The organism is Gordonia alkanivorans NBRC 16433 (assembly GCF_000225505.1).
GTDB lineage: Bacteria > Actinomycetota > Actinomycetes > Mycobacteriales > Mycobacteriaceae > Gordonia > Gordonia alkanivorans.
The window spans coordinates 1-22,317 of sequence record NZ_BACI01000110.1 but is presented as its reverse complement, the minus strand read 5'-3'; the positions used below and the strand labels follow the sequence as shown (position 1 = coordinate 22,317).

The following is a 22,317-nucleotide window of genomic DNA, read 5'->3' as shown; positions in this document are numbered from 1 at the left end:
ACAATGGAGCGGGTGACCGATGGACCCCTGATCGTGCAATCCGACAAGACCCTGCTGCTCGAGGTCGACCACCCCGATGCGCAGGCGGCTCGTCAGGCGATCGCACCTTTCGCCGAACTCGAACGTGCCCCCGAGCACGTCCACACCTACCGGGTCACCCCGCTCGCGCTGTGGAACGCCCGCGCCGCCGGTCACGACGCCGAACAGGTCGTCGACGCGCTGGTCACCTTCTCGCGCTACGCCGTCCCGCAGCCGCTGCTGATGGACGTCGTCGACACGATGGGACGCTTCGGCCGGCTGCAGCTGGTCAAGCATCCCGCGCACGGACTGACCCTCGTCAGCCTCGACCGTGCCGTGCTGCTCGAGGTCATGCGGCACAAGAAGGTCGCGCCGATGCTCGGCGCGCAGATCGACGACGACACGGTCATCGTGCATCCGTCCGAGCGCGGACGCCTCAAACAGGTCCTGCTGAAGGTCGGCTGGCCGGCCGAGGACCTCGCCGGGTACGTCGACGGCGAGGCGCACCACATCGAACTGGACCAGGACGACTGGCACCTGCGCGACTACCAGGAGATGGCGGCCGACTCGTTCTGGGCCGGCGGCTCCGGTGTCGTCGTGCTGCCGTGTGGTGCGGGTAAGACGATGGTCGGCGCGGCCGCGATGGCCAAGGCCGGTGCCACCACCCTCATCCTGGTGACCAACACCGTCGCCGGCCGGCAGTGGAAGCGCGAGCTCATCGCGCGGACCACGCTGACCGAGGAGGAGATCGGCGAGTACTCCGGCGAGCGCAAGGAGATCCGTCCGGTCACCATCGCGACCTATCAGGTGATGACGCGAAAGTCGAAGGGCGAGTATCGGAATCTCGACCTCTTCGACTCCCGCGACTGGGGTCTGATCATCTACGACGAGGTGCACCTGTTGCCCGCACCGGTCTTCCGGATGACCGCCGACCTGCAGTCGCGCCGACGCCTCGGCCTCACCGCAACGCTCGTTCGTGAGGACGGCCGCGAGGGTGACGTCTTCTCCCTCATCGGCCCCAAGCGCTACGACGCCCCGTGGAAGGACATCGAAGCGCAGGGCTGGATCGCACCGGCCGAGTGCATCGAGGTGCGCGTGACCCTCACCGACGAGGAGCGTCTGCAGTACGCGGTCGCCGAGCCGGAGGAGAAGTACAAGCTCTGCTCCACCGCGCACACCAAGGTCAACGTCGTGAAGGCGATCCTGAACAAGCACAAGGGTCAGCAGACGCTGGTCATCGGCGCCTACATCGACCAGCTCGAAGAGCTCGGCCGCGAACTCGACTGCCCGGTCATCCAGGGGTCGACGAAGAACAAGGAGCGCGAGATCCTGTTCGACCGCTTCCGTTCCGGCGAGTTGCAGACCCTCGTCGTGTCGAAGGTCGCCAACTTCTCCATCGACCTGCCCGAGGCGTCCGTTGCCGTCCAGGTGTCGGGCACGTTCGGCTCGCGCCAAGAGGAGGCCCAGCGTCTCGGTCGCCTGCTGCGACCGAAACACGATGGCGGACAAGCACACTTCTACTCGGTGGTCTCTCGCGACACCCTCGACGCCGACTACGCCGCCCACCGGCAGCGCTTCCTCGCCGAACAGGGCTACGCCTACCGCATCACCGACGCCGACGACCTCCTCGGCCCGACCATCGGGGACACCACCCCGGCGGACTAGCGGGGTTCCCCCTCCCTGACCTGCTGAAACACGCCCCTGGGAACCACCCTGCACAGGCGGGCCGGTGACATGGTGTCGCCGGGTCGCCTGCGCAGGGCGGATCCTGGGGGCGCTTTTCGGTGGCCCCTCACACCTCCATCAAGCAGTACCCGATCGACTCGGGCTGGAAGAACGTCCAGCGGGCCTCGCCGGCAGCGCAGGTGACGGTCGACGCGCCTCGCCTGGTCACCTGCGCGAGCACCGTCCGCAACGCGGGTGCACTCGTGCACGGGACCTCGCGATAATCGGCCAGCGATCCGTCCTCATTCGGGATCAGGTAGCAGAGTCCTTCGTAGAAGTTCGGGGTGAGGCACAGCTTCCGGGTGCTGTTCGGGAAGGTCAGCGTCGAATTCTGTTCGCTGGCACAGGGAGTCGCGGTGGCGATGATCGACGCGGTGTAGAAGTTCATGCCCGACGAGTCGCAGTCCACCTCCGATGCCAGCACCGTCGCCGACGACCCGGCCTGCATGGCGATGGTGACGCACTCGCCGACCTGAACGTCGTCGGGACCCGTGACCGACAGCGGCGTCGTGTCGGTGGTGCGCGCCGCGGGGCTCTGGCTCGGAGTGGTCGCGGTGGTCACCACCGGCGCCGAAGCGGTCGTCGACGTCCCGGCGGCTTCCGGTGCGGACGACACCTTGGTCGCCACGTAGACGACGCCGGCGACGATCGCGAGCACGAGGACCAGCGCCAGCGCACCGAGCGCGATCAGCACCCCCGACCCCTTCTTCTCGGGCGGCGGCGGGTAGCCGGGTTGGGACGAATAGCCCTGGTAGCCGCCGGGATACGTGCCCGGCGGTGGTTGCCCGGGCGGAGTGCCCTGCGTCCCCGGTGGAGAGGCGGCGTACGACGGCTGCCCCGCATACGGCGGGTGCGATGGGCGCGCGGGTTGGGGTGGCTGCTGAATGCCCGGCTGCCGATAGGGGGCGCCCGGCGGTGGTGGCGCCGGTTCGCGGGTGGTCAGTGCATTTTCGAGTGCGACGCCGAACTCCCGGCACGACGGGTAGCGACGCTCGGGCTCCTTGGCCAGCGCGCGACTGAACACCGCGTCGGCGGCGGGTGAGATCCCGGGACGCAGGCTCGACAGTCGCGGGGGCATCGACTGCAGGTGGTGGGCGATGATCGACGCCGTGCTCGCGCCCTGGAACGGCGGCCGGCCGGTGAGGAGTTCGAAGACGGTGGCGGCGAGCGCGTACTGGTCGGCGCGGGCGTCGACCGCGTCGCCCAGTAGTTGCTCCGGCGCCGCGTAAGCCACGGTGCCGAGGAAGACGTTCGTCGACGTCAGGTGGCTGACGTCCTGCTCGGACTTGGCGATCCCGAAGTCCGCGAGCAACACTCGCGGTTCCGGACCGTCGAGGCCCTGCAGCAGGATGTTGGCGGGTTTGACGTCGCGGTGCAGCAGACCGGTCGCGTGGGCACGGTCGAGGGCGGCGCCGACGGACCGGACGATGGCGATCACGATCTGGGGATCGAGGCCCTGCGGGGTCTTCCGCAGCAGTTTGAGGGCGTCGATACCGTCGATGAACTCCATCGCGATCCACAGATGACCGTCGTACTCACCGGAGTTGAAGATCGTGACGATCGACGGATGCACGACGCTCGACGCATGTTCGGCCTCTTTGACGAAGCGCTGCCGGTACATCGGGTCGCGGCTGAGTTCTGCGGGAAGGACCTTCAGCGCCTCGTTGCGCGGCAGATGCGGGTGCCGGGCCAAGTAGATCTCGCCCATACCGCCTCGACCGATGAGTCGGATGATCGTGTAACCGGCGAAGTGCTCGCCGGGATTCCGCGGCATCGCCCCTCCTCATCCTCCTCGGGCAGGTTCGCTCAGTCTGCACCGCCAGATCGTGCGCGGCGACCACAATGCGTCCCGACGTCACGCAACGCCCACCACCCCGGGCCGCCGGCTTCAGACGGCGACGGCGTCAGGCACCCGAGAGCGACGCCAGGCAGAACACGCGCGGTTCGGGCTTGTCATAGGTGGCCTTGACCTGGCCTTCGGCGCATTCGAGGGAGCCGTCGCCGTCCGTCTCGACGCGATAGATCACCGCTTCCGAGCCGGCATCGGCGTTGCAGTCGACCTCCTTGAAGTCGACCAGCGAGCCACCTGCCGACTGCGGGATCTCGTAGCACTGGCCCTCCACGAAGTTCGGCATCAAACAGAGGCGATCGGAGGTGTCCGGGAAGGTCAGGTAGTTCTCGAACTCGCCGCACTCGCCGGGCACGACCTGCGACGCGATGAAGGTCATCCCGTCGGCGTCACACTCCGCCTTCGTCGCCTCGACGTTCGACTTGTCTCCATCGGTCGATCTGACCTGCACACATTGCCCGATCGCCACATCCGTGGGCTTGGAGACGTTGTTGGTCACGCGGTCGACCGAGGAACACGCGCCCACGAGGAACAGCGCGGCACACGCCACGATCGCGATGACGGTACGTCCCGCACGACCATGCTGGTGACCCACTACCGGCGCTGCCATGCGAGGGATCGTACGCTGCAGCGACGTTGCAAAGCGCGGAAATCGGGCAGGTCGGATCGAGTCCCGATTCTGCGCCCCGGCCGATGTGCCACCCTGGACGCATGTCATTCGAGAGCAGGACCGCAACCCGCTTGCGGCCGTTCATGACCACGATCTTCGCCGAGATGTCGGCCCTCGCCGTCGAGCACGGCGCCATCAATCTGGGGCAGGGCTTCCCCGACACCGACGGGCCGGAGTCGATGCTCGAGGCCGCCCGCCGCGCCATCACCGACGGCCACAACCAGTATCCGCCCGGGATCGGCGTCCCGGAGCTGCGGCATGCGGTCGCGCGCCATCAGCGCGAGCAGTACGGCCTCGACTACGACCCCGACCGCGAGGTGCTGATCACCGTCGGGGCCACCGAGGCGATTGCCGGCGCCGTCGTCGGGCTCATCGAACCGGGCGACGAGGTCATCATGATCGAGCCCTACTACGACGCCTACGCGGCGACCGCGGCAATGGCCGTAGGTGTTCGACGCGTCGTGCCACTCATCCCCGACGGCGACGGTTTCCGCCTGGACCGCGAACGCCTCGCGGATGCCTTCGGACCGAAAAGCGCGGTGTTCATGCTGAATACACCGCACAACCCGACCGGGACCGTGCTCTCCGACGACGATCTCGCCGAGATCGCGCGACTCTGCATCGAATTCGACGTGATCGTGGTGGCCGACGAGGTGTACGAACACCTGGTGTTCGACGGCCGCATCCACACGCCGATCGCGACACTGCCCGGAATGAAGGAGCGGACGCTCCGGATCTCGAGCGCCGCCAAGACTTTCAACTGCACCGGCTGGAAGGTCGGCTGGATCAGCGGACCACCCGAGCTGATCGCCGCGACGAAAACGGCCAAGCAGTACATGTCCTACGTCGGGTCCGGGCCGTTCCAGCCGGCCGTTGCGCACGCCCTCGACAACGAACTCGGTTGGGTCCGGGCGTCGGCCGCCGCGCTGCAGAGCAAGCGCGACATGATCACCGCCGCCCTCCTCGACGCCGGTTTCGACGTCCATCGCAGCGAGGCAACGTATTTCGTTTGCGCCGACCCACGCCCCCTCGGTGTCGACAACGGCATCGAGTTCTGTCGGTCCCTACCGGAACGGATCGGCGTCGCCGCGGTCCCGGTCAGCGTGTTCGCCGACGACCGCGAGCCCTGGCACCACCTCGTCCGCTTCGCCTTCGCCAAACGCGACGACGTCATCGCCGACGCCGCGGAGCGGTTGCGCAAGCTGTGAAGCCTGCTCCTCTGGTAGAGAGCCCCCACTGCTCCTTGAGTAGCGAGCTTGCGAGCGTATCGAAAGGGAGCGACACGGCCCCCGCTCCCTGAGGTGCGAGGAGCGCAAGCGACGAGCCTCGAAGCGCCGGTGAGACACCGTCGCCCACCCAACCACCGGTCGACGTCAACCCGACCCGCAGACTTCGATCGACGTCTGCCGGTCGAGTTGAGGTTCGGCAGTCGGGGCTCCGGACGTCCCAGCTCACCGCAACGCGGGCACCACGTGCTCCTCGAACAACTCGAGGTCCTCGCGGTCGTGGGCGATGTTCGGGAAGTAGAAGATCCCGTAGGTCATACCGGCTGCCCTGAGCCCACGAAGGTTGTCCGCGACCTGCTCCGGGGTCCCGACCGCAGGCATCCCGCGAAACGCGCCCATGCTGCCCGACGCCGCTTCCGGCCCGACGATCTTCGCCATCCCCGCCTCGAGGTCGGCGAGCTTACGCTCGACGTCGGCATCGGTCTCACCGAGTATGACGTTGTAGTTCGCCGAGCGGACGATCGCGTCGAAGTCGCGTCCGAGGTCGGCGCAATGCTGTTGCAGCACCGACGATTTGTGGGCGAATCCTTCGGGAGTGCCGTCGAAGTTGGTGTAATCGGCATACTGCGCCGCGATCCGCAGCGTCTTCTTCTCACCACCGCCGGCGATCCACAGCGGCAGCTTCCCGGCGGTCGGTTGCGGCTGACAGATCGCGTCGTTGACGGTGTAGTGCTTGCCGTCGAGGGTGGCGCGGCCGGTTTCCCACGCCTGCTTCATGATCTGCACGCCCTCGTCGAGCCGGGCGAGACGCTCACCGGCCGAAGGGAATCCATATCCGTAGGCGCGCCATTCGTGTTCGTGCCAGCCGCCGCCGATGCCCATCTGCACGCGTCCACCGGAGATCAGGTCCGCGGTGGCGGCGACCTTCGCCAGGTACATCGGGTTGCGGTAGCTCATCGCGGTGCACATCTGTCCGATGTCGACGCGACTCGTGGTCGCGGCCAGCGCGGAAACGAGCGTCCACGCCTCATGCGTGGCCTCGTCGGTCGGCAGCGGGACGGTGTGGAAGTGGTCGTAGACCCAGACCGAGTCCCAGCCGGCGGATTCAGCACGGTTCGCCACCGACGACATCACCTCCCACTGGTTCGCCGGGTCGATGCCCACGAGATCAAGCCGCCAGCCCTGGGGAATGAAGAGTCCGAATCGCATGAGGTCGAACTTACTCCGACACCGACCCGTCCGAAGGGACGGACAGAACGACTACGGCGGCATCTTGTCGATGGTGAGTCGCACGAATCCGAGCGCTTTCTCGCACAGCAGATTCACCCCCGGGCCGTCGCGAAGTAGATCGCGCATGGTCGTGACGACGACCGCAGAACCGGACTGAACAAACGCGTCACACGAGCCGCGCTCGACACTTACCACCACCGTCCTACCCGAGATCACGACATCGTCGAGCCACTCGTTGTACTCGGTGGATTGCAGCTGCTTGTAGTCCTTCAGGTTGTCGACGCCCATACCCGTGAGATTCCCGACGAACTGACTCAGCGACGGACGAAGAATCTCATCTCCTTCGAGGAGGTCCCATTGGCAGCCCCTCGCGGTTTGGTGGTTGGATGCCGCGACATCCTCGACTGTCGCTGGGTCCAATCCGAAGGCCCTCACCTGCGCATAGTCCACGGCAGTGCACGGTTCATAGGTGGTTCCGTCATTGTTGCGACTCCACCGATCAGGGAACTCGGTGTCGAAAGGCAGCCGCTTCCCGGCATCATCGGTCTGACGGATCGGCTCGGTTGCCGCGGACGAGGAGACCGAGGCGACGGCCTCGGGTTGCGCACTCGGTACGCCCTCGACATCACAGGCCACCATCGTCACGCCGAGGACGGCGACCACCGGGATCAATGCCAGCTTCCAGAACCGGCGCCCGACACCGACTCCGCGGTTGACCCCTACGACCCGACGGCATCTCACGAGTTCCAGAGGCTACTCGACAGAGCGCGCCCGGTCGCTCTGCAATCCCAAGCCTCATTTACAAGCAGTCCGGACTGTTTGTGTGTTACGCTCGCCACTGTGACCGAGCCCACCAGCACCCCGCGACGGCGTACCCAGGCCGAGCGCACCGCGGCGACCCGCACCCGGGTCCTCGACGCCGCGGTCGAAGCACTGGTCGAGGTCGGCTATGCGGCCACCACCACCCAGGAGGTCAACCGGCGTGCGGGTGTCTCCCGCGGCGCGCTGCTGCACCACTTCCCCACCCGGGAATCCCTCGTCGTCGCGGCCGTCGGGCACCTCGTCGACCGCCGCCTCGAAGAAGTCCTGTCTCGCCCGCGCACCGGCGACGAGGGACTCGAGGTCCTGATCGAGTCGTTCAGCGGACCGCTGTTCGACGCCGCACTCGAACTCTGGGTGGCCGCACGCTGCGACGTCGAGCTGCGCACCGCGCTGATCCCGCTCGAACAGCGGGTGTCCGACGCCCTGGCCGTGGGTTGCGCCGAACTGTTCGGCGACCGCTACACCCCGGCCGAACTCGAACTCTCCATCGAACTCGCACGCGGCCTCGCGGTGTCGCGCATCCTGCGATCCCCCGACGCCGACCGCGAATACCTCGACCGACTTCTGCCCATCTGGAAGGACCTGTTGAACCGTGGCTGACATCAGTTCGCTGCCCGAACACATCGACGTTCTCGTCGTCGGCGTCGGATTCGGCGGCCTCGCCGCACTTCACCGGCTGCGCAAGGACCATCCCGGCCTGACGACCCTCGCGATCGAGCGCGCCGAGGGCGCTGGCGGGGTCTGGCGCGAGAACGACTACCCGGGTGCGGCCTGCGACGTCCCGACCTCGCTCTACTCGCTGTCCTTCGCCCCGAACCCGGACTGGTCGCACACCTACGGTCGACGCCACGAGATCCACAACTACCTGCGTTCGGTCGCAGCCGATTACGACGATCAGATCCGCTACAACTGCGCCCTGACCGCCGCCTGTTGGGACGGTGCCGCGCAGGAGTGGGTCGTCGACACGACGCAGGGTCAGATCCGGACCCGCTTTCTCGTCGCCGCGCCGGGCGCACTGTCCGAGCCGGGCCTGCCCGAGGTTCCGGGTGCCGACGAGTTCACCGGCACGATGTTCCACTCCGCCAAGTGGGATCACACCCACGACCTGCGCGGACGCAAAGTCGCCATCGTCGGCACCGGGGCGTCGGCGATCCAGATCGTGCCCGAGATCGTCGACACCGTCGAACATCTCACCGTCTTCCAGCGCACCCCCGCCTGGGTGGTGCCACGCCTCGACCGCAACATCGGCCCGATGGAACGCGCCCTCTACAAGCGCGTCCCCGGCGTCCACCGCCTGGTCCGCAAGATGGTGTGGGCCTACCGCGAGGCCTACGTGCTGATGATGGCACGCAACCCCAAGCTGCTGCCGATCGCGAAAACCCTTGCCCTGGCGCAGCTGCGGGTCCAGGTCCGCGACCGCGCCCTGCGCAAGCGTCTCACCCCCGAGTACACGATCGGCTGCAAGCGGATGCTGTTGACCAACAAGTGGTTCCCCGCCCTGCAGCGCGACAACGCCACCGTGACCGGCGCCATCACCCGCCTCACCGCGAACGGCGCCGTCGACGATCAGGGTCGTGAGCACGAGGTCAACACCGTCGTCTTCGCCACCGGGTTCACCCCCACCCAGCCGCCCATCGCGAAGGCCGTCACCGGTCGCGACGGACGTACCCTGTCCGAGGCCTGGCAGGGATCGCCGCGCGCCTACCGCGGTGTCGAGGTCCACGGCTTCCCGAATCTGTTCTTCCTGTACGGCCCCAACACCAACCTGGGCCACAGCTCGATCGTGCTGATGCTCGAGCCGCAGGCGTACTACATGTCGAAGACGATCGCCGAGGTCATCGGCTCCGGACACTCGACGTTCGAGGTCACCCAGGCCGCCCAGGACGCCTACAACGCCGACCTCGACCCCGAACTGGAACGCACCGTGTGGAATTCGGGCGGCTGCTCGAGCTGGTACCTCGACTCCACCGGCCGCAACTCGGTGATGTGGCCCAAGTTCACCAGCGACTTCCGCCGCCAGATGGCGTCCTTCGAAGCCGCCGACCACCGCTTCGACGACGCCATCCCGGCCGTCGCCGACACCGTCGAGACCACCGCCACCGACACCGATCCCGAAAGGACCCTCGCCCAGTGACCAGGACCGCGCGCGCTGACGCCGACCACTACGACGCCATCGTCATCGGTTCCGGTTTCGGTGGCTCGGTGGCCGCCCTCCGGTTGACCGAGAAGGGATACCGAGTCGCGGTCGTCGAGTCGGGCCGTCGTTTCGCCGACGCCGACCTGCCCAAGACCAGTTGGCGCCTCAAGGATTACGTGTGGGCGCCGGCGCTGGGCATGTTCGGTGTGCAGCGCATGCACCTGCTGCGCGACGTGCTGGTCATGGCCGGCGCGGGTGTCGGCGGCGGGTCGCTGAACTACGCGAACACGCTCTACCGACCGCTCCCCGCATTCTTCGACGACCCGCACTGGGGCAAGATCACCGACTGGGCCGCCGAACTCGACCCCTACTACGACCAGGCATCGCGCATGCTCGGCGTGACCACCTATCCCAAGGTCACGCCCGCCGACCGCGTGATGCGCAAGGTCGCCGAGGACATGGGCGCCGGCGACACCTTCGTCCACACCCCCGTCGGCGTCTTCTTCGGCGAGCCCGGCAAGACCGTCGAGGACCCGTTCTTCGGCGGTGCCGGACCCGCCCGCACGGGTTGCACCGACTGCGGCGCCTGCATGACCGGCTGCCCGGTCGGCGCGAAGAACACCCTGGTCAAGAACTATCTGTATCTCGCCGAACAGGCCGGTGCCACCGTCATCCCGCTGACGACCGTCGACACCGTCCGTCCGCGCGCCGAGGGCGGGTACACCGTCGGCGCGCATCGGACCGGTCGACGCTGGTCACGTCGTGGCCGCCGCTCGTTCACCGCCGACCACGTGGTGTTCGCCGCCGGCACCTACGGCACCAACAAGTTGCTGCTGGACATGCAGCAGAGCGGCAACCTGCCCGGTCTCTCGTCACGCCTGGGCAAGGTGGTCCGCACCAACTCCGAGGCCGTCCTGGCCGCGACGGCCACCGACCTGAAGGTCGACTACACCGAGGGGGTGGCGATCACCTCGTCGTTCCACCCGAACGAGCACACCCATATCGAGCCGGTGCGATACGGCAAGGGCAGCAACCTGATCGGGCTGCTGCAGGCGATGCTCATCGACGGTGACGGCCGCTTGCCCCGACCCCTGGCGGCTCTGGTCGAGATGATCAAGCACCCGCTGGTCACGCTGCGCGGTCTCTCGGTTCGACGCTGGTCGGAACGGACGATCATCGCCCTGGTGATGCAGACCGCCGACAACTCCCTCGAATTGTTCTCCCGCCGTGGCCGTTTCGGTCCGATGCTGCGCAGTAGGCAGGGTGCCGGCGATCCCCCGCCGACCTGGATCCCGGTCGGCCACGACGCCGTCCGCAAGATGGCCGACGAGATCGACGGCGACGCCGGGGGTTCCATCGTCGACTGGCTGAACATCCCGATGACCGCGCACTTCCTGGGCGGTTGCTCGATCGGCCGGTCCGCCGCCGACGGCGTCGTCGACCCGTATCACCGCGTGTTCAACCACCCCGGCCTGCACATCGTCGACGGTTCGACGGTGTCGGCGAACCTGGGCGTGAACCCGTCACTGACGATCACCGCTCAGGCCGAACGCGCACTCGCGATGTGGCCGAATGCCGGTGAGGCCGATCCCCGTCCGGAGCTCGGTGCGTCGTACCAGCCGATCGCCCCGGTGCCACCGGTCCACCCGACAGTGCCCGAATACGCACCCGCCGCGCTGAGATTGCCGATCACGCCGATCTCCAACGCCGGCTGAGGTTCTCGTAGAAGTTGTGGGCGTATGACGTCCACAACTTCTACAAAGCCCAGTGAGTCACCACACCCCCGGCGGCCGCAGCTGGATGCTGATCCGGGCGCCGACGCCGCGCACCTTGGGAACCGCGTGTTCCCAGGTGCGTTGGCAGCTGCCACCCATGACCAGCAGGTCACCGGTCGACAGCGTGAACTTCAACGACTTCCCGCCGCCCCGCGGCCGCAGCATCAGCGGTCGCGGGGCGCCGAGGGAGATGATCGCGACCATCGTGTCGTGCGTCGACGCCCGCCCGATGCGGTCCCCGTGCCATGCCACTGAATCGTTGCCGTCGCGGTAGAGGCTGATCCCGGCGGTCGCGAATCCTTCGGGCAACTCCTCGCGGTAATGCCGCGACAGCGATGACCGCATCTTGGTGATCAGCGCATCCGGAAACGGGTCGTCCTTCTGGTAGATCGACACGAGCCGCGGGACGTCGACGACGCGGTCGTACATCTGACGCCGCTCGGCCCGCCACGGGACGTCGCGTCGAAGCCGATCGAAGAGTTCGTCCGGCCCGCTGATCCAGCCTGGGCACAGGTCCACCCACGCGCCGTCGGTGAGCGGACGCCGCGTCGTCGAGGTCGACAGGTCCGACAGCGCCGGCTCCGCGGCCATCTCGGCGAACAACGATCCCTGGATGCCGATGGACATACACCCCACCGTACACCCGGATCGAACGCCTGTTCGACGGACGGCATGTCCGTGCCGTTCGCGCCCACCCTTCGAACGTGAGCGGAAACGGATCGAGAGAGCGGGTAAGGACCTACGGGACCCCCGTCCGCGCACGAGGCGTCCCTCACATTTTCGAGTAATGCTCGGACCATCGTCGACGCAGCTCAAGCAGCCCCTGGCCCGACGCGGCAGTGACGAAGCGCACATTCGGCTCACCACGAAAGGGCCGCGATGTGAGGTGGCCCACAGCACGGTCGCCGGGTCGATGCTTTAATCAATTCGTTATAAATCGTTACAAGGGGGAACTCGATGAAGCGCACCGGTATCGCCGGTCTGTTTGCTGCCGCCGCCATGCTGATCCCGATCGCGCCGGCGACCGCCGATCCGGTCGGCGATCTTTTCGGTAGCGCCAGCGGCAGCCTCGACTCCGGAAGTTCCGCGTTCGGGTCGTCGGGCGACAAGGTCACCCACTACGGCAAGCTCGGCCGCGCGGGCGCACGCAACGGCGTGAAGTCCATCAACGTCTGGGTCTACAACCCGAAGGGCGCCCGGGAGATCACTCCGGGAACCTTCGGCAAGAACTCGCGGCTCGGCGTGCGCTGGAACTCCATCATCGACGCCGGCCCCATCGTCGACGGCAACGAGTGCCGCATGGAGGTCCGCCTCGCCGGACCGAAGGTGCCCAAGGAAGCCGCGCTGTACAAGACGCAGGACTGCACCGCGGTGAAGTCCTACTTCTTCAAGGGCGGCGGCAACTTCACCATCCGCGTCACCGACCTGGTCTCCGGCGCGTCGAACAGCATCGCGTTCTCGGTCCAGTAGTCACGCGAACCGCAGACACGAAGTGCGGGATGGATGCCGGTTTCCGGCACTCATCCCGCACTTTCGTCGTCAGGCGGTCAGCTCCCTGACACGTCGAACTTCTCCCCGGTCAGCTTCTCCGACTCCGCCCAGAGCGCCGCACGGAAGTCGGCGTCGTCGGCCGCCTTCTTGTACTTGTTCCGTCCGGGCGCGCCGTGCAGCCCGAAGAATTTCGTCGGTCCGTAGTAGGTGCCGGACGGCAGACCCGACATCGTCGCGGCGTACAGCTGCGGCAGCGCCCCGTCGGCAGCCGACTGCGCGATGGGCAGCTTGTTCGACAGCTTCGCCAGGACATCCATGAAGTTCTCGCTCCGACCCTGCAATTCCGTTGCGGCGTAACCGGGATGGGCGATGAACGACTCCTTCGACGACCCGGCCTCCGCCAACCGCTTGGCGAGTTCGAGGCCGAACATGAGGTTGGCCATCTTGGAGTCCCCGTAGGCCTGCCAGCGGCGATAGCGGCGCTTCTCCCAGTTGAGGTCGTCGAGCGCGATGTTCCCGATCTGGTGCACGCCCGACGACACGGTGACGACGCGGTCGGTGATCTTCGGCAGCAGCAACGCGGTGAGCGCGAAGTGGCCGAGATGGTTGGTGCCGATCTGCATCTCGAAGCCGTCGGCGGTGCGTCGCAGCGGTACGGCCATCAGTCCGGCGTTGTTGATGAGGACGTCGGCGCCGGTGAAACTCGACGCGAACGAGCGAACCGACGCGAGATCCGCGAGGTCGAGTTGGGCAACGGTCGCGTTGGGCCCCAGTTTCGACGCCACGGCGTCGGCCTTGGCGGTGTTGCGGCACGCCAGGATGACGTTGGCGCCGGCACCGACGAGCGCTTTCGCCGTCTCGGCACCGAGGCCGCTGTTCGCGCCGGTCACCACGAAGGTGCGACCCGTCTGATCCGGAATGTTCGCTGACGTCCAACCGTTCATCGCAGCCCCCAGGGATGGTGTGTCGGTCCGGCGTCCTCGCCGCGACCCTGCGGCCCACGCTATTGACGACCCCGGACGGCGTCAACGATTCGTCTCGGGCAGCCGACTTCGGTGGCGCGGTCCTCAGCCGCCGAAGAACGTCGTGAGCCGCAGCGGACCGGCGCCGACGATGCGTCGGGCCGGGCGTAGCAGTTCGGCGATCAGGTTGCGCGACGACCCGAGCCGTTCGACGAGGTCGGACGGGGCGTAGAACTCGGTCGGGGCCGACCGGCCGCGCATGATGCGGCTGCCGAGGAGTTCCCATTCGTCGGCCTCGGCGCCGGCGGAGTCGATCGCGGCGCCGCTGGCGAGGGCGGGGACGCGACCGGTCTTGGCCATGTCGGACAGTCGGGCGCATTCGTTGACCGGATCGCCGATGACGGTGTACTCATAGCGCCGTTCGGCGCCGATGTTGCCGGCGAAGACCTCACCGAAGGAGACGCCGATCCCCCACCGGATGTCGAGGCTCTTGGCGAGCCGGTCGGCGAGGTCGCGGGCGGCGGCGAGCGCGTGTCCGGCCGGGTCGTCGAGTTCGACGGGCGCCCCGAAGACGGCCAGCGCGGCGTCGCCCTCGAACTTGTTGACGAAGCCGGAATGCTGGTCGACGACGTCGAAGACGATGCTGAAGAACGCGTTGAGGAGTTCGGCGACGTCGTCGGGACTCCGGTCCTGGGACAGTCGCGTGGAGCCGACGATGTCGACGAACAGCACACCCACCTCGGTGTTGGTGCCGTGCATGCCGACGCCGTCGGAGAGGGCGAGGTCGGCGACGGTGTCGCCGACGTGCCGGGCGAAGATCTCGCGCATGCGGTCACGTTCGGCGAGTCCTTGCACCATCACGTTGAAACCGTGTTGCAGCACACCGAGTTCCGACGAGTCATAGACGGGGACGCGGGCGTTGAAGTCGCCGTGGTCGACGCGGTGGACGGCACGACGCATCTCGGTCAGCGGATCGGTGATGGCCTGCCCGACCAGGACGATCACGCGTGCGCCGGCGGCGAGTCCGACGACGGTGAGGATCACGGTGGTCCAGTCGACCGCGCCGTAGACGTCGGGCAGCATCCCGGTGAAACGACCGGCGTTCACGGTCAGCAAGCCGATCATCGGCACCGCCGAACTCACCGCCCACACCGCGAGCAGGCGGATGCGGACGCCGTTCATCACGTGGTTGGCCGGGAAGTCCTCGAGGACCACGATCGCCAGCGGGCGGGCGGCGCGTTCGACGAACAGATAGGTCAGACACGCGCTCGACAGACCGGCCAGCGTGAACGCCACCGCGACACCGGCGACGGTCGCGACGCTCAGGTCGTCGGCGACGAAGACGTAGAACAACGCCGCGCTGCACCAGGCGCCCACGGTGACGAGGAGCTCGAAGGCGGGCAGGCGTTGCACGGCACGTCGTCGGGCATGGTCGGCGGGTCGGCAGCTGACGAACCAGTCCAGCTGGGGCCGGAAGACGAGCAGGCCGAGTAGCAGATTCACCAGGATGCCGGTGACGATCGCGCCGACGACGGCCGGGAAGTTGGGGGCGCCGAGGGTCTCGGCGAAGGTGAGCTGGCCGCCGTTGAACGCGAGCTGCACGAGCAGGAAGGTCTCGACACCGACCAGCGCGTTGCTGGCGACGACAGCGGTCATCGCCGTGACGGTCGCGTGGCGGGCGATCCGGTTCCGCATGTCCGGGCCGACTCGCGCCCACGCCCTCGGGCTCGGCACCGTGGGCAGGCCCCACAGCATCCCGGCGGTGCGGCGTCTCAATCGCATCCACGGCACGACACGGCGGGTGCGACGCCTGCGTCCCATGGGCCTCTCCTGCCTGAAGGCGATACCCGCAGACTACCGAACCGGTTGTTACCGAGGACACGTCGAAAGTCCCTGTACCGGCGGCACCGCTCTCTGCATCAGGAGCGGCGTCGGAAGAACACGACCGGCGCGTGGTCCGATCGAGCGAATTCCGCCCCACAACTCCGTTTCCACACCGCCTCTGAGCTGGGCCGATGTTTCAATAGCTCGTCCGGATCGGAAGGAGCGCCCACATGCGTCGGTTCGCCGTCGTCCTCATCGCAGTCGCCTTGTCGGTGTCGGCGTGTTCGCTGTTCTCATCGCCCGACGACGACACCTCACCACGTCTCGAGTCCGGGCCGGTGACGGAACAGACCGTCGATGTCGCGCCCGACACCACGACCGAGGTCGCGGTCTCCGACAACTGGGCCATCTCGATCCCCCCGGGCGCAGCAACGCCGGGTTCGTCGTTCACCGTCCGGCCGGCCGAACAGTCGACTGCTGCCGGCAAGTCGGTGACCCCCGTCGCGGGCGCGGATCTGACGCTGTCGTCGGGGCAGCCGGTGGCCCCGCTGACCTTCCGGTACGAGTTGGACGAACCGCTGCCGGAGGGCACCGACCTGTATCTCGTCGGGAAGGAGGCCGATGCGCCGGGTTCGGCAGCTCCCGCCACCCCGATCGCTGCTGCGATCGATGGCGACCGCCGGGTCGCCACCGCCCAGGTGCCGCATCTGAGCACCTGGGAGTGGTTGGCGGTGGAGGCCAATCATTTCGTGACGTCGACGCTGGGATTGCGGGGCGGCGCACCACAATGCCCGACGCAGCCACGACCCGGATGGTTGGACGAAGCGGTGTTCCTCGACAGCAAGGAAGCGCCGATGCGCGTCTGCACAGGCGCTGATCCTGCGGACAAGAACATCGCGGTGGTGAAGATCCGTAACAACCGCGGGATCGCCATGATCGTCACCGCTCCGGTGACTCCGCGGTGGGCGCACCTCGATGTGTTCTCCGGTCAGCCGACGAATGTGGCTGCGGAGATCGAGAGCGCCACCATCTCGATGCTGGGAGTTCCGACGAGCGTTCGGTCCAGGACGTGGGTTCTGCCACCCGGCGGCGGCGTCGACATCGGTTTCACCGCGAGTTCACTACCTGTGATATCGAAGATCACCGCAACCGCGACCGTGTCCACGGTCCTCTACGGCGTCCTCTGGACTCAGCTCGGAGACCTGGTCGACGACCCGTTGACCCTGAGCGCGATGGAACTCGGCTTCATGGCCGCCTGTTTCGGCCAAGCGGTGGACTCGGGCCTCGCCGGAATGTCGGACTCGCAGGTCAGGGCCGCGGCGACCAGCATGACAGCGGTCGGCATGTGCTTGGCGCAGAAGGCGCCCGATGTGGTCGGGGAGATCGCCGGACATCTGTCGGAGCAGGCGTTCGAACAAATGCAGAACCGCAAGATCGCCGAGAAGGTGGGCCGAACCTACGCTCGCTACCTGCCGCTGCTCAACACGGTGACCACCGGACTCGTCGTCGCCGATGCGGTAGCGAGCGTCAACCTCGGTGCCGGGGCATGGGAGATCAGCCTGTTCAAGAAGATCGATCCGGAGTATTCGCTGAACGCCGCGTGCGGCCGCATCGACGATCGTCGCACAGTCGATCACCCTTCGCTGGGCACGGTCACCATCGGGTTGCGGCGCGGGGAGAACAGTCTTGCCGGAGAGGGGTGCATCGTCGCGGTGGACTCCAAGGGCAAACGGCTTCTCGTGCAGACCGTTTCGGTGTACGGCAACGCACTCGACTTCGCCGACCCCGCCACGGATACGACCGAGAACGTTTTCATCACGTACAACCCGGGCCGGTACGACGGCGTGATCACGCTTGTCCCCACTGCCACCGGGTATGCAGACATCGGTTGGGAGAAGGGCGGGTTGGCGTACCAGAGCACAACGCACGCCTACTACTTCGCCGAGGTCGTGGGTCCTGGTAGCGACGGCCGCTATGCGATAAAGACCTTCGACAACAACTGCGAACCGGACTGCGCCGGCGGCACTGTCACCACCAAGATCCTTCGCTGGAACGGCCAGCGCTACGTCTAGGAGCGCACACCAGACCGGCACCCACGCGGGGGATGCGCAGGTGCCGGTCGGTGAACCGTCCGGACTCTGGGGTGTCGAGTCCGGTCGGAGGGTATGCGGGAGATCAGGCCTGCAGAGCCTCGATCTCGAGCGTGATGGTGATCTTGTCGCCGACGACGACGCCGCCACCCTCGAGCGGCATCTCGATGTCGATGCCGAAGTCCTTGCGGTTGATGACGGTCTTCGCGTCGAATCCGGCGACCGCGCCCTGGCCCATGCCCGGGCTGGTGCCGTTGTACTCGAGCTCGAGGCTGACCGGCTTGGTGACGCCCTTGAGGGTGAAGTCGCCGTCGAGGACGTAGTCGTCACCGTTCTGGCGGACGCCGGTGGAGACGAAGGTGGCCTTGGGGAACTGCTCGGCGTCGAAGAAGTCGGCCGACTTGATGTGGCCGTCGCGCTGCTCGTTCTTGGTGTTGATGGAGGTCACGTCGATCTCGGCCTGCACGGCGGGGGTGCCGTCCTCGGTGACTGTGATGGTGCCGGAGAAGTTGTCGAAGGTGCCGCGCACCTTGCTGACCATGAGGTGCTTGACGGAGAAGCCGACGGCCGAGTGAACGGTGTCGATGGTCCAGGTGCCGGCGGGGATCGGTGCCTTGACGGTGGTGGCTGCGGTCATGATTGCGTCCTTCCAGACGAGGTCGAGGTGGTCTCGGATTCTCGTGGGTCTTCGCGACCCATCGATACTGTAAACGGACCGCGGTCCGGATTCATTCCCCGGAACAGACTTTCCCGTGTGATCCGCACCACAGACCCCGATGGGCCCTCAGTGGAGGACCCCACCCCACCGACCTGTGGAGTTCACCGGGACCGGCCTTTCGGTCAGCCTCGCCCGATGATGAGCGCGGCCACCACGAAGGCGATCACGACGAGCGAGATCGCGCAGCCCAGCAACACCTGCTTGCGCGTGGACATCGGCGCGTAAGGATCGTTGTACTCGTAGCGGTACACGATCGCAGCCGGTTCGATCGCCGGCTGCCGCGGCGTCGACGCCGGGGCCGCAGCCCGATGAGGTGAGCGACCTCCGGCCGACGAATCCGCCGCCGACTCCGACGAATTGGCATTGTTCACACCGGTAATCATGCCCAACCGGCGAGTGACCTGCCAGACAAATCAGTGTCATTTGTTCGATGGAAATCCATGTCGCAGAGCATATCTGAGAACATCGAAGTTTAGATGGGACGATCGTACAGGTCGGTCAAACGACCCGAATCGTGCCTATTTCCAGGCGAAGACGGGCTGCTCGAACTCGTCGACCCGGGTGTGGCGATCCCGCAGTACGACCTCGGCGAACTGGTAGATCACCGCCGCTGTCGGCGCATGCACCAGCGAGTCGACGATGGGCAGCTGGATCACCGGACGTTCCGACTGCGGGATCGTCAGGAACCGCGGCGCCACCGCCAGCTCCTCGAAGGTCACGAAGAACAGCTGCGACACCTCGGCCGGATTCGGGGTCGGTTCCTGAAAGTCCTCCGCCCAGCAGACGATCGGGGTGATCACGAAGCCCGACCGGGTCGGATAGTCGTCGAGCGTCCCCAGCACCGAACGGGGAGACAGTTGCACACCGAGCTCTTCGTCGAGCTCCCGCAGCCCCGCGGTGATGTGGTCCTCGCCCGGATCGAGCCGACCACCGGGAAGGGCGAATTGCGCCGCGTGGCGTCGCATGGTGGGTGGTCGTTTGCACAACCAGATGCCCTGTCGTCCGTCCTTCTCCGCCACCGCCAGCACGACGGCCGCGGCCGCCGCTCCGGGAACGTCGACCGTCCGGTGCTCGAACCGTTCGACGCGTTCGGCCGCCACTGCCCGCTCAAGGTGAGTCACACCCTCAGTTGATCATGTCTGCCGTTCGACGCCGTGACGGCCTGGCCGAGGTGGTAGCTGACCACGCTCAGCGCGAACAGCCCGATCGCGAGGTTCAGCAGGGCGCCGAAACCTTCCATCGCGAAGTCGACGAGAGCGTTGCTGAGAAGGAACACCAGCGACGCGATGCGCAGTGTCCGCAGCGGCCACAGCCCGGCGGTCCCCCGCCGGCGGGCGAGCATGGCGGGCAACGCCAGTGCCAGCGTCGCGATCGCGCTCAGGAACAGGATCCAGGTGGCGATGCGGTTGTCGGCGAGCTCGATGTAGATGTCGAGGTCGTCGAAACGGTCCTTGGTGAACACGAAGCTGAGTGCTCCGACGACGACACCGGCGGCCGAGGCCACCACGAGGAACCATCCCACGATCGGCACCCAGCGCGGGCTGCGCAGGAAGTCCGGGATGAGGCGCACGGCCCGGTCCCGCAGGATCATCAGCCGGTCGGGGGTGTCCTTGCTCGATTCCAGCAGGGCCCGCACATTCGCGATGGTGCGGGCATCGAAGCCGTCATCACCGGCGGCGACGAGGAAGTCCTCGGCCTGTCGTCGTCGACGGTCCGGCAGCCCGTGCGCCACGCCGTCGGCGGCGATCGACGCCGCGTTGGCGAGCGCTTCGGCGCCGGTCGGCGGGGTGAAGTCCCGCACGATGCGGCTGATCAGCAACACCACCACGACGAGCACGTACATGATCTCGGCGGACGGCCCGTAGAAGTAGTCGTTGTCGCGGGTGACGAACTTGCCCACCTCGTCGAGGAACAGACCGAAACCGATGCCGCCCAACACAACGGCAGTCACCCGCGCGGTGGCTCCCAGGAACAGCCAGCCGGTGACGAGCGCCAGCATCATCAGCGCACCGCCCCACAGGGCGTGGGCGATGTGGAGGGTGCCGCCACCGACCTGGGGGTAGCCGGTCAGTTGCAGGTACAGCCGGGTGATGAGGATCGTGGCGATCGCGATGATGAGGAACCACTCGACGGCCGCGGTCCCGTAGGTGCTCCGGACGATCACCGAGGTGGCGCGATTTCTCATGGGGAGAGTATTACGGGTCGACGACCCTCTACCGCGGCAATCACCGCGAGCGGCACGAAACAGACGACACCGCACCGCGATGAGCCGACTCTCTCGGGGGCTCGTCGTGGTGCGGGTCGTCGATCTCTCAGGCCTCGAACAGGTCCGGGTCGGGGTCGCGCCCGCCGGCCGGGCTGCCGATGCCCCGGACACCGACACCGGTGTCCCCAGAGGCAGTCACGACCGAGTCAGGAAGCGCCTCGTCGTCCGATACCACGTGCCCGACCCGACGATTCGGCCGACCGGATCGACTCGGGCGTCACCGGCGACGGCCGCGAATCCGCTGTGGGCGTGCCGATCTCGTCCGCCGACCGCGCACGGCGGCGCGGGTGGTCGGCAACCACAGCACGCACCGCAGTTCTCCGGGGGACTCCCCCGGCGGGAACCGCGCGCCCTCCGCATGCGTCTCAGTGTGGACAGACCGCCCACCCACGACGGGTAAGGAGGGATCCCCATCCCCGCAGACCTGACCCCCAGCCGGCCCCGATGAGCGTCACCAAGTACCGGACGGCCGCGGGCGCACCGCGCTGGCGGGTGACCTGGCGGCTGCCCGACGGGCGCAGCCGCAGCAAGGTGTTCGGCACGCTGCGCGAGGCCCGGGCCTTCGAGGCCGAGGCGATCACCGCGCGCACCCGGGGCGTGGTGTTCGACCCGCGGCGCGGCGACGCGGTCACCGTCGCGTCGGTCTATGCGTCGTGGCTGGCCACCCGCCAGGATGTGACGCCCAAATCCCGGCGCGGCTTCGAGGACAACTGGCGGCTGCACGTGCAACCGGAGTTCGGGGCGTGGCCGGTGACCAAGGTCGACCGCGAGTCCATCCAGACGTGGGTGAACGCGATGGACTGCTCGCCGCGGACCAAACGCTGGCGGCACTCGCTGCTGCGGATGATCCTGGCCCACGCCGTCGCCGACGGTCTGCTGCTGAAGAACCCGGCCGAGCGCACGGTGTTCCCGCCGCTGGATCTGGCCGAGCACCTCTACCTCACCCACGCCGAGGTCGACGAGCTGGCCAGACGCTGCGGCCCGCAGGGCGACATCGTGCGCATCCTCGCCTACACGGGGCTGCGCTGGGGTGAGCTGACCGGACTGAACGTCGCCGACGTGGACCTGGCGCGCCGGCGGATCTCGGTCCGCCGCTCGATGACCCAGGTCGGCGGCACGCTGATGACCGGAAAACCCAAGAGCCGGGCCGGGATTCGCACGGTGCCGCTCCCCCGGTCGCTGGTCGCGGTGCTGGCGGCCCGCGTCGAGGGCCGGGCCCGCACCGCGCCCGCGGTCACCTCACCCAAAGGGGCGCGGCTGAGCCGGGAGAACTGGGTGCGCGCGGTGCGGTGGCGGGAGCAGGTCACCGCGCTGGGCTATCCGACGCTGCGGGTGCACGATCTGCGTCACACCTATGCGAGTCTGGCCCGCGCCGCCGGCGCGGATCTGCGGCTGCTGCAGGTGGCGATGGGGCATGCGTCGATCACGGTGACCGCCCACACCTACGCGGACCTGTTCGACGGGGAGCTCGACGCAGTGGCCGCGGCACTCGATGCGCGCCCCACCGGGATCGA

General features: G+C 67.5%; 19 protein-coding genes. 8 read left to right on the top strand and 11 right to left on the bottom strand.

Annotated features, from left to right (window positions below; translation table 11 throughout):
- Positions 1-12: 12 nt before the first annotated feature.
- Entirely contained in the window at positions 13-1,683 is a 1,671-nt protein-coding gene (locus tag GOALK_RS19845; protein WP_338155879.1) for a DNA repair helicase XPB, read from the top strand.
- Between the two features lie 127 nt (positions 1,684-1,810).
- On the opposite strand, the gene GOALK_RS19840 is transcribed toward GOALK_RS19845, so the two are convergent.
- Together GOALK_RS19840 and GOALK_RS19835 are read right to left on the bottom strand one after the other, a co-directional pair.
- Entirely contained in the window at positions 1,811-3,517 is a 1,707-nt protein-coding gene (locus GOALK_RS19840) for a serine/threonine-protein kinase (protein WP_006360621.1), read from the bottom strand.
- A gap of 130 nt (positions 3,518-3,647) precedes the next feature.
- Positions 3,648-4,202 (bottom strand): hypothetical protein, encoded by a 555-nt coding sequence (locus GOALK_RS19835; protein WP_006360620.1) that lies wholly within the window; start codon positions 4,200-4,202, stop codon positions 3,648-3,650.
- A 101-nt stretch (positions 4,203-4,303) separates the two neighbouring features.
- Here GOALK_RS19835 and GOALK_RS19830 point away from each other — a divergent pair, with 101 nt between their 5' ends.
- Positions 4,304-5,470, top strand: coding sequence for a pyridoxal phosphate-dependent aminotransferase (locus GOALK_RS19830; RefSeq protein ID WP_035753159.1), 1,167 nt, complete (start codon positions 4,304-4,306; stop codon positions 5,468-5,470).
- Positions 5,471-5,713: 243 nt separating this feature from the next.
- Here GOALK_RS19830 and GOALK_RS19825 read toward each other — a convergent pair whose 3' ends face one another.
- Together GOALK_RS19825 and GOALK_RS19820 are read right to left on the bottom strand one after the other, a co-directional pair.
- The gene (locus GOALK_RS19825) at positions 5,714-6,697 is read right to left on the bottom strand and encodes an LLM class F420-dependent oxidoreductase (RefSeq protein WP_006360618.1); all 984 of its coding nucleotides are present in this window, start codon (positions 6,695-6,697) and stop codon (positions 5,714-5,716) included.
- Between the two features lie 51 nt (positions 6,698-6,748).
- Positions 6,749-7,459: a DUF3558 family protein gene (locus tag GOALK_RS19820; protein WP_157139174.1), complete on the bottom strand. Its 711-nt coding sequence runs from the start codon at positions 7,457-7,459 to the stop codon at positions 6,749-6,751.
- A 99-nt stretch (positions 7,460-7,558) separates the two neighbouring features.
- Between GOALK_RS19820 and GOALK_RS19815 the strand changes: the two genes are divergently transcribed.
- The 3 genes from GOALK_RS19815 to GOALK_RS19805 are packed head-to-tail and all read left to right on the top strand — an operon-like array spanning position 7,559 to position 11,392.
- Positions 7,559-8,140 carry a TetR/AcrR family transcriptional regulator gene (locus GOALK_RS19815; RefSeq protein WP_006360616.1) on the top strand — a complete coding sequence of 194 codons (582 nt, stop codon included), beginning with the start codon at positions 7,559-7,561 and terminating at the stop codon, positions 8,138-8,140.
- Positions 8,133-9,674 carry a flavin-containing monooxygenase gene (locus tag GOALK_RS19810; RefSeq protein WP_006360615.1) on the top strand — a complete coding sequence of 514 codons (1,542 nt, stop codon included), beginning with the start codon at positions 8,133-8,135 and terminating at the stop codon, positions 9,672-9,674. Before GOALK_RS19815 ends, GOALK_RS19810 begins: the two co-directional genes overlap by 8 nt.
- A complete protein-coding gene (locus tag GOALK_RS19805) occupies positions 9,671-11,392 on the top strand; it encodes a GMC oxidoreductase (protein ID WP_006360614.1) in 1,722 nt (573 codons plus the stop codon). The genes GOALK_RS19810 and GOALK_RS19805 overlap by 4 nt, the downstream gene beginning before the upstream one ends.
- Positions 11,393-11,449: 57 nt before the next feature.
- Here the strand turns inward: GOALK_RS19805 and GOALK_RS19800 are convergent, their stop codons facing one another.
- Positions 11,450-12,079 carry an alpha-ketoglutarate-dependent dioxygenase AlkB gene (locus GOALK_RS19800; RefSeq protein ID WP_006360613.1) on the bottom strand — a complete coding sequence of 210 codons (630 nt, stop codon included), beginning with the start codon at positions 12,077-12,079 and terminating at the stop codon, positions 11,450-11,452.
- Positions 12,080-12,409: 330 nt separating this feature from the next.
- Between GOALK_RS19800 and GOALK_RS19795 the strand changes: the two genes are divergently transcribed.
- Positions 12,410-12,922 carry a hypothetical protein gene (locus GOALK_RS19795; RefSeq protein WP_006360612.1) on the top strand — a complete coding sequence of 171 codons (513 nt, stop codon included), beginning with the start codon at positions 12,410-12,412 and terminating at the stop codon, positions 12,920-12,922.
- Positions 12,923-12,999: 77 nt separating this feature from the next.
- On the opposite strand, the gene GOALK_RS19790 is transcribed toward GOALK_RS19795, so the two are convergent.
- A complete protein-coding gene (locus GOALK_RS19790) occupies positions 13,000-13,887 on the bottom strand; it encodes an oxidoreductase (RefSeq protein ID WP_006360611.1) in 888 nt (295 codons plus the stop codon).
- Positions 13,888-14,010: 123 nt separating this feature from the next.
- A complete protein-coding gene (locus GOALK_RS19785; RefSeq protein ID WP_006360610.1) occupies positions 14,011-15,726 on the bottom strand; it encodes an adenylate/guanylate cyclase domain-containing protein in 1,716 nt (571 codons plus the stop codon).
- 233 nt (positions 15,727-15,959) lie between these two features.
- Between GOALK_RS19785 and GOALK_RS19780 the strand changes: the two genes are divergently transcribed.
- Complete coding sequence (locus GOALK_RS19780; RefSeq protein WP_006360609.1) at positions 15,960-17,801, top strand: hypothetical protein; 1,842 nt, start codon at positions 15,960-15,962, stop codon at positions 17,799-17,801.
- Positions 17,802-17,904: 103 nt separating this feature from the next.
- On the opposite strand, the gene GOALK_RS19775 is transcribed toward GOALK_RS19780, so the two are convergent.
- The 4 genes from GOALK_RS19775 to GOALK_RS19760 all read right to left on the bottom strand — a co-directional run bounded on the left by GOALK_RS19775 (position 17,905) and on the right by GOALK_RS19760 (position 20,701).
- Positions 17,905-18,456 carry a YceI family protein gene (locus tag GOALK_RS19775; protein ID WP_006360608.1) on the bottom strand — a complete coding sequence of 184 codons (552 nt, stop codon included), beginning with the start codon at positions 18,454-18,456 and terminating at the stop codon, positions 17,905-17,907.
- Between the two features lie 203 nt (positions 18,457-18,659).
- Entirely contained in the window at positions 18,660-18,908 is a 249-nt protein-coding gene (locus GOALK_RS19770; RefSeq protein WP_230461904.1) for a hypothetical protein, read from the bottom strand.
- Between the two features lie 147 nt (positions 18,909-19,055).
- Positions 19,056-19,658 carry an NUDIX hydrolase gene (locus GOALK_RS19765; RefSeq protein WP_040004372.1) on the bottom strand — a complete coding sequence of 201 codons (603 nt, stop codon included), beginning with the start codon at positions 19,656-19,658 and terminating at the stop codon, positions 19,056-19,058.
- Entirely contained in the window at positions 19,655-20,701 is a 1,047-nt protein-coding gene (locus tag GOALK_RS19760) for a hypothetical protein (RefSeq protein WP_006360605.1), read from the bottom strand. The genes GOALK_RS19765 and GOALK_RS19760 overlap by 4 nt, the downstream gene beginning before the upstream one ends.
- Positions 20,702-21,247: 546 nt before the next feature.
- Here GOALK_RS19760 and GOALK_RS19755 point away from each other — a divergent pair.
- Positions 21,248-22,317 (top strand): tyrosine-type recombinase/integrase (locus GOALK_RS19755; RefSeq protein WP_006360603.1); only part of this gene is annotated, 1,070 nt, incomplete at its 3' end.